Origin of the sequence: Polymorphospora sp. NPDC050346 (assembly GCF_040655695.1) — a bacterium.
In the GTDB taxonomy this organism is placed as follows: Bacteria; Actinomycetota; Actinomycetes; order Mycobacteriales; family Micromonosporaceae; genus Polymorphospora; species Polymorphospora lycopeni.
The window spans coordinates 1-11,978 of sequence record NZ_JBFAKM010000020.1 but is presented as its reverse complement, the minus strand read 5'-3'; the positions used below and the strand labels follow the sequence as shown (position 1 = coordinate 11,978).

Below are 11,978 nucleotides of genomic sequence, written 5' to 3'. Positions count from 1 at the left end.
CGCGCTGTCATATGCTGATGAGTAGCGGCTACCGATGCGTACGGCCGGCGTAATGATCATTGTTTGAGGGCAGGTCCGCGGTGCCCGGAGAATGATCCGGGCCCGTGGAACCCGGTGCGGAAACCCGCAGGAATGTTCCGGAAAAGCCCTTCACCCACGAGGGCTTACACAAAAAGGGGATACCCAGTGAGTGCTGAGACCTTCGAGCGGTACGAGGCGGAGCTTGCCGGCCACCGGGCGGCGTTCGCCGCCGACGAGGCGGTGAACCTGCTGATGTCGCCGTCGTGCGACGAGCGCCTGCTCGTCCGCTGGATGCTGCGCTACAGCGTGCACGGGGTCGCGATGACCGCCCCCGTCGAGTCCTGGATCGCCGGTGCGGGGGAGCGGTGCGCGCAGCTCGGCAACGAGGCCCTGGGCAAGGCGCTGAAGGCGCACGCCCGCGCCGAGGCGGGCCACGACCAGATGATGGTCGCCGACGCGCGCGCGATCGCCGCCCGGCTCAACGCGGACGCGCCCGGCACGGTCGACGTCGAGGCGCTGCTCGCCGAGCCCGCCCTGGCCAGCACCGTTCCGTACATCGAGCTGCACGAGCGGGTGATCGCCGGACCGAACCCGCAGGGGCAGCTCGCCATCGAGTACGAGATCGAGCAGTTGTCGGTCACCATGGCCCCGCACATCCTGCGCAACTGCGAGCGTGTCTTCGGCGGAGACCAGAGCTTCTACAGCTTCCTCGCCGAACACGTCGAGCTGGACGCCGGCCACACCGCGTTCAACCGCCGGCAGTTGCAGGGCGTGCTGGCCGAGTCGCCGGAGGCGCTGCCCACCATGATCGAGGCCGGCCGGACCGCGCTGGCCTGCTACGGGGCCTTCATGGCGGAGTGCCTGCGGCTGGCGCAGGAGGACCTGGGCAAGGTCCCGGTCTCCGCATGAGCGCACCGGTCCGCACGTCCGCCCCCGTCGCCGGCCCGTTGTGGGACGTGGTCGTCGAGCAACGGGGCTGGCACCTGCGCATCCGCCAGCTACCGCTGGCCGCGTGCAACAACACGAGGCTGCTGCAGGAGCTGCGCGCCTTCCGCGCGGAAATCCTCTACGCCGGCGGCCGCCGGCCGGAGTTCCGCAACCCGGCGGGTCAGTACGTCGACGCCCAGTTGCTGGACTTCGGTGCCTACCACATCACGGCCCACGCCACGCCGACCGCGCCACCCAGCGGCTACATCCGCCTGGTTCCACCCGCCCTGAACAGCCAGTTCCAGACCCGGGACCTGCTCGGTCCCGACCGGCTCGCCGCCCTTCTGGACCTCCATCGGATGTCCGAGGACGGTGTCTACGAGCCCAGCCGGCTCGTGGTCGCCGAGTGGGCCCGTGGCCTGGGCCTCGGAGCCGTGCTGAACGCCGGCGCCATCGCCACCGCCCGGGCACTCGGCGCGGCCGGCATCGTCGCCATCTGTGGCATGGACGACGGGCAACACCGTTTCCACCAGCGCTTCGGCTACCGCGTCTGCGCGGGAACCGAGCACTACTCCACGCACTACCAGGACCACGTCTGCGCCATCGTCCATCCTGTCGACGGTCCCGGCGAGGAGTACGCGGACCTCATCGACCAACTCCACGGGTGCATCGGCTCGGCCGCCGGGCAATGACCGATCCCGGCGGCGGGCGACGGGCCGGACGGTGCCGCCGTCCGGCCCGGGGCCTGATCGTGGTGGGCGGTCCGGTGTCGGGAAAGTGTCCGCGGCGTCGATCGGGTTCGAGTTGATGAATCACTCATGAAACCGTCCGCGTCGCTTCGAAATGATATTCGCGGGCGGGATGTGAATGATGTTCGCAACGAAGTTGACCTGTATATATCCATTAACTGAGATCAATGCAATTGTTTCGAATGACGACTGCGGACGTGTGCGAAAGAATCTTTACTGATAGTGACTTGCCGCATCTCGGCCGGAACACTACGGAATCGCGGCGGCCAATCGACCGCCGCGATTCCGCAGTAGGAGGTCGCACAGATGATCGGATCACGGTCCGCGAACAGGCGCGCGATTCTGCATCGCGCGCTTGTCACGGCAGGCGTCGCCGTACTCGTCGCCGCGTCGCTCACCAGCCCGGCGTCGGCGGCGCCGAACGCCAAGCCGGTCACGCCCGGCGCGGGGCCGGTCGGCGCCGTACCGGGTGGCTTCGCCGACTGGTCGGAGCTGATCGCCGTCCAGACCAAGCTCAACGCCGCCGCCGAGAAGGTGGCAGCGGCCAAGAACGCCGGCTTCGCCGGGATCGTCGCCGCTCCGGAGAACCGCGAGGTGCGGGTCTACTGGAAGGGCGACGCCGGCGCCAGCGTGCGTTCACTGGTCACCGACCTGAACCGCAACGTGCCCGTCAAGCTCATCCCGGCCCGGTTCTCCGAGGCCGAACTGGCTTCCGCGGCCCGCGGCCTCGCCGCCGTACCCAACGTCGTCAACGTCACCCCGGCGGTCGACGGAAGCGGCATCCAGCTCACCGTCGAGGGCAACAGCGCTCAGGTCAGCGCGGCTCCGGCCGTCCGCAACTCCGCCGTACCGGTCACCATCGTGGCCGGTGGAAAGCCCGTCGCCACCTTCAGCCGGCAGGCCGACACCCCGAACTACTACGGCGGCGGCCGGTTCTGGTCGCCGGGCGGCGGGTGCAGCACCGGCTTCGCGATCCACGTGGGCGGCTCCCAGCAGATGCTCACCGCCGGACACTGTGGCGAGAACGGCCAGACCGTGACCACCGGCGCCAACGTCCCGATGGGCACCATCCACAGCAAGATCGCCTGCCAGGACATCGAGATCATCAACACCGGCTCCTGGGGCCGGGTCTTCACCGGCCCGAACAACTCGTCCACCAGCGTCGCCATCGGCGGCACCGCCGGCAGCTTCGTCGGCAACTGGGTCGTCACCAGCGGCTCCACCAGCGGCGAGCACAACAACGTCCAGATCACCGCGGTCAACCTCTACCTGTCCATCGGCGGCATCCCGTGCGGCTCCGTCGGACCGCTGGTCCAGGCTCGCCAGACCGCCGGCCTGTGCGCGGTCGCTCCCGGTGACAGCGGCGGCCCGGTGATCGCCTACCGCGCCGACGGCAAGGCCGACGCCCTGGGCACCATCACCGCCGGCTCCAACCCCGTTCCGGCCGCCAACTGCCCCGGCACCCTCTTCTCGCCGGGCTACAACTACGTGTACTACATCCCGATCAACGTCTCGCTGGGAAGCTACGGCGCCTCGATCGTCACGAGCTGACCGTCGCACCGACGCACCGGGCCTGTCGGTCCCGCCGACCGACAGGCCCGGTGCCGCGCGTCCGGGTCCGGTGCCGCGCCGACCGGGATCCGGCGGCGGCGCGGCGCCCGCCCGGCCCACCGGCCGGGCGACGGCTACGGTGACCGGATGCTGATCGTCGGGTTGATGTCGGGAACCTCGTACGACGCCGTCGACGTCGCCGCCGCACGGTTCCGCCGCGCCGGCGACACACTGTGGATGGAGCCACTCGGCACGGTCAGCCAGCCGTTCGACGACGCGCTGCGCACGGAGATCGCCGCCGTCCTGCCACCCCGGCCGACCACCATCGAGGCGGTCTGCCGACTCGACACCAGGCTCGGCCAGGTCTTCGCCCGGGCCGCGGCCACCGGCGTCGAACTGGCCGGTGGCGCCGCCGACCTGGTCGTCTCACCCGGACAGACTGTCTTCCACTGGATCGCCGACGGCCGGGCGATGGGGACCCTGCAACTCGGCGCACCCGCCTGGGTCGCGGCCCGGACCGGGCTTGCGGTCCTGTCCGACCTGCGCGGCGCCGACATCGCCGCCGGCGGGCAGGGCGCCCCGCTGGTCCCGGCCTTCGACGCGCTGCTGCTGGCACCCGACCCGGACCGGCCGGCCCCGGCCGGCCCCCGGGCGGCACTCAACCTCGGCGGCATCGCCAACCTCACCGTCGTCGCACCGGACCGGCCGGTGATCGGGTACGACGTCGGGCCGGCCAACGCGCTCATCGACGCCGCCACCCTCCGCTACCACGCGGCGCCGTACGACCACGACGGCCGATTCGCGGCGGCCGGCACCGTCGACCCGGAATTGCTCGCGCTGCTGCTCGCCGAGCCCTACCTGAGCCGGCCGGCGCCCAAGTCGACCGGCAAGGAACTCTTCCACGCCGGCTACCTCGACGACCGCCTGGCGGCCCACGGCCACCCGGTCCGGCCCGACGACGTCATCGCCACCCTCACCGAGCTGACCGCGCGTACGGTCGCCGCCGAATGCGACCGGCACGGCGTCGTCGAGGTGCTGGCGGCCGGCGGCGGGGTCCGCAACCCGGTGCTCATGCGCCGGCTGCGCGACCTCGGGGCCGGCCACCGGGTGCTGCGCACCACCGACGACTGGGGGATACCGGCCCAGGCGAAGGAGGCGTACGCGTTCGCGCTGCTGGGCTGGCTGTCCGCGCACGGGCTGCCGGGCGCGCTGCCGTCGGTCACCGGGGCCGGTGCCACCGCCGTACTCGGCTCGTGGACGCCGGGGCCGCCGCCGGGCCGACCGGTCCGGCCCGGCCCACCGCCGCGGCGGCTGCGGATCGGGGCCTGACCCCGGTGGCGGGACGGGCGCCTGGCGCGGCCGGCCCCGGACGCCGAGGATGGTGGTGACCGCGTGCGGTCGGAGGACGACGAGACCGTGGAGGCCGCCGTGCAGGTCGTCGACTCACACGTGCACTTCTGGGACCCGGCGCGGATGGACTACCCGTGGCTGGCCGCCGTACCGGCGCTGCACCGCCCCTACCGGCCGCGGGACCTCGACACGGGCGGGCACGAACTGGCCGCCGCGGTCTTCGTCGAGGCCGGGCGTGCCGACGGCGACGCCGCCCGCGAGGTCGACTGGGTCGAGGAACTGGCCGCCGACTGGCCGGTGTTGCGGGCCGTCGTCGCGCACGCGCCACTCGAACACGGTGCCGGCGCGGCACCGCGCCTCGCCGAACTGGCCGGACGCCCCCTGGTCCGCGGCGTACGCCGCAACGTGCAGGACGAGCCCGCCGGCTTCGCCACCACCGACGCCTTCGTCGCCGGTGTCCGCACCCTTGCCCGGTACGGCCTCACCTTCGACCTGTGCGTACGCCACCACCAGCTGGCCGAGGTCACCACCCTGGCCCGACGGGCGCCCGACGTCACGATCGTGCTGGACCACCTGGGCAAGCCCCCGGTCGCCGCCGCCCGACCCGATCCGTGGCGGGCCGACCTGGCCCGGCTGGCGGCGGCACCCAACGTGGTGTGCAAGCTGTCCGGCCTGGCCACCGAGGCCGCACCCGGGCACACCACCGCCGACCTCGTGCCCTACCTGGCACACGCGCTGGCCGTGTTCGGCGCCGACCGCTGCATGTTCGGCGGCGACTGGCCGGTGTCGACCCTCGCCGTCACCTATCCGGACTGGCTCGGCGTCGTGACCGCCGCCCTGGCCGGCCGCCCGGAGTCCGAGCGGTCCGCGGTGTTCGGCGGCACCGCCCGCCGCGTCTACCGCATCGGGAGCTGACCAGAGGAGCGTCAGCGGTCCGGGCCGGCGGGACCCGGGTCGAGTTCCCGCAGCCGGGCCGCGACCTCTGCCGCCTCCGGGGTGCCCAGCGCGGCATAGCCGTCGAGCGCCACCCTCCAGTGGGTACGGGCGGCGGCGGGCTCGCCGAGCGCGGCCCGGGCCCGGGCGATTCCGTCGTGGGCGCGCGCCCGCTCGAACGGCTCGCCGAGACCGGTGGCCAGCGTGAGCGCCCGCTCGTGGTGTGCGGTCGCCTCGGCCGGGCGCCCCAGCGCGCACAGGCTGTTGCCGACACCGTTGAGCATCTCGGTCTCACCGTGCTGGTCGTCGAGGTCACGGGCGATCGCCAGCGCGTCGCGGTAGTGCGTGAGCGCCTCGGTGTCGTTGCCCAGGGCGTGATAGGTGGAACCGAGGTTGCCCAGCGTCCGGCCCGCGGTGATCCGGTCGCCGGCCTCGTCGGCGATGGCGAGCGCCTGCCGGTGGTGGTCGATCGCCTCCTCGAACCGCCCGATCCGTTCGAAGGTCGCCCCCAGATTTCCCAGCGTGAGTCCCTCGCCAGGGCGGTCGCCGAGTTCGCGGGCGATGTCGAGATCCTGCCGGTAGTAGCCGATCGCCTCCTCGTAGCGGCCCAGCCGCCAGCAGACGTTGCCGAGGCCGCTCAGGTTCGCGCTCTCGGCGGGCCGGTCGCCGAGTGTCCGGCTGACCGCGACCGCCTGCTCGTGGCACTCCAGCGCCTCCTCGTAGCGGCCCAGCCACAGCAGGATGTTGCCGAGGTGTCCGAGGGTCCGCCCCTCGACCCGTTCGTCGCCGGTGGCCCGGGCCCCGCTCAGGGCCTGCCGGAGGTGGTCCACGGCGTCGTCGTAGCGGCCGAGCCGGAAGCTGGTGACACCGAGGTCGCTCAGCGCCCGGGCCCGCCGGACCGGGTCCTCGCTCCGGCTCGCGAGCAGGTGGACGATCCCGGCGTCCTGGTGGTGCGCGCCGATATCCAGGTAGCGGAAGAGCAGCCCGGACAGGTCACTGGGGAACTCGGGTACGTCGTGGCCGTTCGGCTGCTCCACCGCGTACCGCGCCGCCGCGAGCAGGTTGGTGCGGGTCCGGTCCAGCCAGTCGCCGGCGGCCGACCGGTCGGCGAACGCGGGTATCGGCACGCCCGGGTCCGGTACCGCCGGCCGCCGGTGCCCCTCGTGCGGCGCGTACCGGTCCATGGCCCGCGCCGCCGCGTAGCGGTAGTGGCCGAGCAGCCTGGTCAGCGCGGCCCGCCGGGCACTGGCCGGGTCCCCGTCGCGGGCCCGCTGCCCGGCGTAGATCCGGACCAGGTCGTGAAGCTCGTACCGGCCGGCCGCCGGTCGACGCAGCACGGTGGCCGTGACCAGCGCGTCGAGCCGGCGGGTCGCGGTGGTCACGTCGGTGTCGGCGAGCGCCGCCGCGGCGTACTGGTCGAGATCGCGTCCGGGATGCAGCGCGACGAGCCGGAGCAGCCGCTGCTGCTCGGCCGGCAGCCCCTGATAGGACAGCGCCAGCGCGACGTCCACGCCACGGTCCAGGCGGAGCGTCCGGCGTTGCTCGACCAGCCGCTCCAGGTGGTCTTCGAGGGTCCACTCCGGGTCGACGCGGATCCGGCCCGCCAGCAGGCCGAGCGCGAGCGGCAGGTGGCCGAGCTGCTCGGCGATGCGGGCGGCGGTGTCCGGCGCGGCGTCGATCCGGTCGGGGCCGGCCGCCCGGCGCAGGAACGCCAGCGCCTCGTCGGCGGTGAAGACGTCCAGCCGTACCCGGTGGGTGACCCGCAGGCCGGTCAGTTCGGCCCGGCTGGTGACCAGGGTGAGGCCGGCCGGGCGGTCGGGCAGCAGCGGCCGGACCTGTTCGGCGCTGGCGGCGTTGTCGAGCACCACCAGCGCCGGCCGGTCCGTCAGCATCCGCCGGAACTCCGCCGTCCGGCCGGCCAGATCGAGGCCGTGGATCCGGTCGCCGGGCACCCCGAGCCGGCGCAGGAAGGTGTCCAGCACCGCCGCCGGGTCGGCCGGCGGCAGCTCGGGATCGAAGCCGCGCAGGTCCACGACCAGTTGCGGGTCGCCGTACCGGCCGGACCGGAGCAGCCGGTGCGCGGCATGGACGGCGAGGGCGGTCTTGCCCACTCCGGCCATGCCCTCGATCACCACGATTCCGGGACCGGGGTCACGCAGCCTGTCGAGTTCGTCGTCGCGTCCGCTGAACTCGGCGAGGTCGGCCGGGAGCGTCTCGAGCGCGGGTACCACGACCGCGTCGCCGTCCCCGCCGGTGATCGCCCGGTATGCCTGCCGCCACTCGCCGGCCGCCGCGGCGTCGCCGACCTGGTCACGCAGCACCGCCGCGATCTCCTCGACCAGCTCCACGTCGAGCCGGCTCCGGCCGGGCTGCAGTGATCGGTAGACGGTGTTGTAGGCCGGCAGCTCCGGCACGCCCCGCCGGCGGCGGGATCGGACCACCCGGCGGTGCAGCTCCCGGTAGGACAGGCCCGACCAGGCGTGCAGCCGGCGCAGCCGGCGGACCAGCTCGTCGAGGGTACGCGCACCGGCGGGGCCGGGCGGGGGATCGGGGACCGGCTGAGCCTGATTGGCTTTCTGGACCGCCACCCCGCCATTGTCGGCGATCCCGCTGGAGCCGCGACAGCGACCTCGGGGAAGTCCGGCGGCACGTCGTTGGTCGAGTTTGATCGAAGTTCTCGACCGGCAGCGGACGGGCTGCCATCGTGCCCGGCATGGTCCGACGGGTTCCGGTCGACGACCGTCCACCGGAACGCCGCAGGCGACCGGTCGAGAAGAAGGGGCCGGGTGCGGTGAGCGGTGCGCCCGTCGAGGGCGGCGAGTCGGTCGTGTTCCTGTCCCGGTTCGGGCGGCGCTTCGCCGCCGGTGTACGGCTGGCGGTTCTCGGCCCGGTCGCCGTACTCGGGCTGGTCCGGGCGACCGGTGAGCACCTGGTGCCGACCGCCGTCGTGGTCGGCGGCGTGACGGTGTGGAGCGCGGTCTACGTCTGGTGGCTGCTGCGCCGTTCGGGACTGTGGGCGACGGCGGTCGACGTCGCGGTGGTGGTGGCGGCGTGCCTCAGCATCCTCTGGACCGATGCGGCGGCGGAGGGCAACGTCGGCTGGATCCGGCTGCTGGTGAGTTTCGCGTGTGTGGCGTACCAGTGGCACACCCCGCTGGTCCACGGCGTGGTGGCGACCGCGGGGGCGGCCGGAACGCTGCTCGCCGTCGTGCTGCTGACCGGGCCGGCGGCGGACGTGGTGAACGCGGCGATCTGGGTGCTGGCCATCGCGACGCTGTCCCGGACGGCGTGGACGCTGGTCGTACGCGGGGCCGGGAGCGCGGACCGGCTGGCGCTGGAGGCGGAGGCGGGCCGTAAGGCGCAGCGGGTCGCCACCGCCGTCCGGGCCGACGAACGCGACCTCGTCAACGCACTGCACGACACGGCGGCGTCCACCCTGATGATGGTGGGAGGTGGTCAGGTCCGGGCGCACGACGACTGGCTGCGACCGCGGGCGCGGCGGGACCTGGAGATGCTGCGCGCGTACGGCCGGCAGACACCGTCGCGGTCCGACCTGGTCGAGCTCCTGCGGGCGGAGGTGGCGGCGGTCAACCGGCTGCCGGTCCACTTCTCCGCCCCGCCGGTCCTGCCGGTGCCCGGCCGGGTCGGGCGGGCGGTGGCCGACGCGGCCCGGGAGGCGATGAACAACGTCGTGCGGCACGCCGCCGCCGGTGAGATGCGGGTGCTGGTGAGCGGGGACGGCAGCCGGCTGCGGGTGGACGTGGTCGACGATGGCCGGGGGTTCGAGCCGGGCCGGGTGGCGCCGACCAGGCGCGGGCTGCGCGACTGCGTACGGGGCAGGGTCGCCGCGGTCGGCGGCACCGTACGGATCACCTCCCGGATCGGTGCGGGCACCACGGTGTCGCTGGAGTGGCGTGGTGAGTGACCAGCACCGGGCTGTCATCGAACGCACGACGCGGGCCCAGCTGATGGCCCGGCTGCGGATCGGGATCCTGGCCGCCGGGACCGGTGGCCTGCTGCTGCTGAGCCTGCCGAACATGCTGCGGGACTGGGAGCGCTACGAGCCGGCGTGGGCGCAGGCCGGCGCGTTCGCGATGCTTGCCGCCGTGCTGTGCGTCGAGGCGGTGCTGGTGTTCCGTGGCCGGCTCGCCCCGGTCAGGTGGCAGTGGGCGGCCATCGGCACGGTGGTCACCGCCTCGGTGCTGTCGTACGCCGCGCTGCCGTACGGGCACGCCGCCACCGCCGGGGACTGGATCTTCGGCCAGGCCAACTGGGTCGGCCTCGCGCCGCTGGTCGGGCGGCCGCTGCCGGTTCCTCTCGCCTTCCTCGCCCTGCACTGGGGCATCGCGTTGACGAGCATGGTGCTGAACACGGCCGCCGACCGGGCCACGGTGCTCCGGTTCGCGACCGGGTCGATCGGCGTCATCGGCTACCCGCTGTGCATGGCGGTGACGGCCGCGGCGTTCCGGGGGATCGCGCGGTCGGCGGCCGCCGCGAAGTGGCAGACCGAACAGGTCGCCGTGGTGGAGGCCGCCGCGGTCGAGTCCCACCAGCGGCGGCGGCAGCGTTTCGCGGACCTGGACCTGAGCATGGTCCCGCTGCTGGAGGGGCTGGCCACCGGGCGGCTCGACCCGACCGACCGGGGGGTCCAGCACGACTGTGCCATCGAGGCGGCCCGGATGCGGCGGTTGTTCGCCGAGGTGGACGTCGTGCCGAACCGGCTGCTGCACGAACTGCGGCACTGTGCCGACATCGCGGACCGCAAGGGCGTACTGGTGGAGTTGGACACCCGGGGACAGTGGCCCGACCTGCCGCCGCCGGTCCGCCGCGACCTCACCGAGGCCCCGCTCACGGTCCTCGCCACGGCCGCCTCCTGGGCCCGGGTCACCGTGGTCGGCGGACCCGACCTGGTCTGTGTGAACGTACTCGCCGACTGCGGGCCGGTGGACCTGCCCCGGCCGGTGACACCGCAGGTACGACTCGACACGTTTCGCAGCGAGGAGCAGCTATGGGTGGAAGTGCGCTGGCAGGCGGACGCATCACCGCGGTGATCGTCGACGACCATGCCGCGATCGCCGCCGGCGTACGTTACTGGTGCGAGCAGGCGCGACCGACGATCGAACTGATCGACGCACGGGCCCGGATGGCCAACGTGTGGACCGGGCCGGGCGCCGGCGCCGATGTGGTGATCTTCGACCTGGAACTGGTGCCGAAGAACCCCGCCTTCGGCGAGCTGCGCCGGCTCGCCGACCATGGCCGCCGGGTCGTCGTCTACTCCCAGCACTCGGACAGCCCGACCGTGCTGAAGTGTGTCAACCTGGGCGCGCTCGCATACCTGACCAAGACCGAGGGGCCGGAGCACCTGGTGCCGGCGATCCGCGCGGCCGCCGCCGGCCGGCCGTACACCGCGCCGTCGCTCGGCGGGGCGCTGGCCGGTGACGACGACCCGGGCCGCCCCCGGATCTCCCATCGGGAGGCGGAGGTGCTGCGGGCCTGGTTCGCCGCCTCCTCCAAGGAACTCGTCGCCGCGCGGCTGAGGATCAGCGTCAAGACCGTCGACACCCACATCGAGCGGGTACGGATCAAGTACGCCAACGTCGGCCGGGCCGCCCGTACCAAGAGCGACCTCGTCACCCGCGCCCTCCACGACGGCCTGATCACGCTCGACGAACTCGGCGCGGCACCAGACCCCGTGTCGTGACTGTGGGGTGTTCACCTGACACAGCGTGTGCCCGGTCTTCCATACCGTCGGCGCTGGGCAAACCCGCCCGCGCTCACAGGAGGTACGACCTTGACACGCACAGCCAGACGGCTGCCCGGGCTACGACCCATCGTGGTCGCGCTCGCCGCGGCGCTCACGCTCAGCATGTTCACCACCGGTGCCGTGGACGTGGCCGTCACCGCGCGCCCGGCCGCCGCCGATGCCGGCCCGGTCGTCGACGACTACCCCTACCGGGGGCAGAGCAGCGGCGTCGACCCGTGGAACTACTACAAGGGACAGTGCACCTCGTTCGTGGCGTGGCGGCTCAACGACCGCCTCGGCATCGATTTCACCAACCGCTACAAGGGGCAGCACTTCAGTAACGCCAACACCTGGGACGACGCCGCCCGACGGGCCGGCCTGACGGTCAGCGGCACGCCACGGGCCGGTGCGGTCGCGCAGACCGACGCCGGCTCGTTCGGCCACGTCGCCTGGGTGGCCCGGGTCAACTCGAACGGCACGGTGCTGATCGAGGAGTACAACTGGGCGACCCCGAGCGGGTACGGCACCCGGACGGTCCCCGCGTCCAGCTTCCGCTACATCTACTTCGGCAACCCGCCGGCACCGGCGCCGGATCGGCCGGCGGAGAGCGTGAATGGTGACCGGTTCGAGGATCTGGTCGCGGTGGATGCGGACGATGTGATGTGGATGTATCCGGGTCGTTCGGCGGGGACGTTCGGTACGGC

10 protein-coding genes are annotated in these 11,978 nt (G+C 73.1%); 9 read left to right on the top strand and 1 reads right to left on the bottom strand.

What is annotated here, in order from left to right; all coding sequences use genetic code 11:
- The first annotated feature begins 186 nt into the window (after positions 1 to 186).
- The 5 genes from AB0I42_RS20805 to AB0I42_RS20785 all read left to right on the top strand — a co-directional run bounded on the left by AB0I42_RS20805 (position 187) and on the right by AB0I42_RS20785 (position 5,513).
- Entirely contained in the window at positions 187 to 930 is a 744-nt protein-coding gene (locus tag AB0I42_RS20805; protein WP_357539190.1) for an iron-containing redox enzyme family protein, read from the top strand.
- On the top strand, positions 927 to 1,640 hold the full coding sequence (locus tag AB0I42_RS20800) for a hypothetical protein (protein WP_357539189.1): 714 nt from the start codon (positions 927 to 929) through the stop codon (positions 1,638 to 1,640). The genes AB0I42_RS20805 and AB0I42_RS20800 overlap by 4 nt, the downstream gene beginning before the upstream one ends.
- Positions 1,641 to 2,003: 363 nt before the next feature.
- Positions 2,004 to 3,248 carry a hypothetical protein gene (locus AB0I42_RS20795; protein ID WP_357539188.1) on the top strand — a complete coding sequence of 415 codons (1,245 nt, stop codon included), beginning with the start codon at positions 2,004 to 2,006 and terminating at the stop codon, positions 3,246 to 3,248.
- Between the two features lie 147 nt (positions 3,249 to 3,395).
- Positions 3,396 to 4,577 (top strand): anhydro-N-acetylmuramic acid kinase, encoded by a 1,182-nt coding sequence (locus tag AB0I42_RS20790; protein ID WP_357539187.1) that lies wholly within the window; start codon positions 3,396 to 3,398, stop codon positions 4,575 to 4,577.
- Between the two features lie 63 nt (positions 4,578 to 4,640).
- Positions 4,641 to 5,513, top strand: a complete 873-nt coding sequence (locus AB0I42_RS20785) for an amidohydrolase family protein (RefSeq protein ID WP_357539186.1) — start codon at positions 4,641 to 4,643, stop codon at positions 5,511 to 5,513.
- An 11-nt stretch (positions 5,514 to 5,524) separates the two neighbouring features.
- Here AB0I42_RS20785 and AB0I42_RS20780 read toward each other — a convergent pair whose 3' ends face one another.
- Positions 5,525 to 8,119 (bottom strand): tetratricopeptide repeat protein, encoded by a 2,595-nt coding sequence (locus AB0I42_RS20780; protein WP_357539185.1) that lies wholly within the window; start codon positions 8,117 to 8,119, stop codon positions 5,525 to 5,527.
- A gap of 125 nt (positions 8,120 to 8,244) precedes the next feature.
- On the opposite strand from AB0I42_RS20780, the gene AB0I42_RS20775 reads away from it, so the two are divergent.
- The 4 genes from AB0I42_RS20775 to AB0I42_RS20760 all read left to right on the top strand — a co-directional run.
- Positions 8,245 to 9,456, top strand: coding sequence for an ATP-binding protein (locus tag AB0I42_RS20775; RefSeq protein ID WP_357539184.1), 1,212 nt, complete (start codon positions 8,245 to 8,247; stop codon positions 9,454 to 9,456).
- Entirely contained in the window at positions 9,449 to 10,582 is a 1,134-nt protein-coding gene (locus AB0I42_RS20770; protein WP_357539183.1) for a hypothetical protein, read from the top strand. Before AB0I42_RS20775 ends, AB0I42_RS20770 begins: the two co-directional genes overlap by 8 nt.
- Positions 10,540 to 11,232 (top strand): response regulator transcription factor, encoded by a 693-nt coding sequence (locus AB0I42_RS20765; RefSeq protein WP_357539182.1) that lies wholly within the window; start codon positions 10,540 to 10,542, stop codon positions 11,230 to 11,232. The genes AB0I42_RS20770 and AB0I42_RS20765 overlap by 43 nt, the downstream gene beginning before the upstream one ends.
- 90 nt (positions 11,233 to 11,322) lie before the next feature.
- A partial coding sequence (locus AB0I42_RS20760) for a CHAP domain-containing protein (RefSeq protein ID WP_357539181.1) occupies positions 11,323 to 11,978 on the top strand: 656 nt, incomplete at its 3' end.

Coding starts and splice junctions, on each gene's coding strand:
- AB0I42_RS20800 (WP_357539189.1), top strand. CDS start 927: ATGAGCGCACCGGTCCGCACGTCCGCCCCCGTCGCCGGCCCGTTGTGG.
- AB0I42_RS20795 (WP_357539188.1), top strand. CDS start 2,004: ATGATCGGATCACGGTCCGCGAACAGGCGCGCGATTCTGCATCGCGCG.
- AB0I42_RS20790 (WP_357539187.1), top strand. CDS start 3,396: ATGCTGATCGTCGGGTTGATGTCGGGAACCTCGTACGACGCCGTCGAC.
- AB0I42_RS20775 (WP_357539184.1), top strand. CDS start 8,245: ATGGTCCGACGGGTTCCGGTCGACGACCGTCCACCGGAACGCCGCAGG.
- AB0I42_RS20765 (WP_357539182.1), top strand. CDS start 10,540: ATGGGTGGAAGTGCGCTGGCAGGCGGACGCATCACCGCGGTGATCGTC.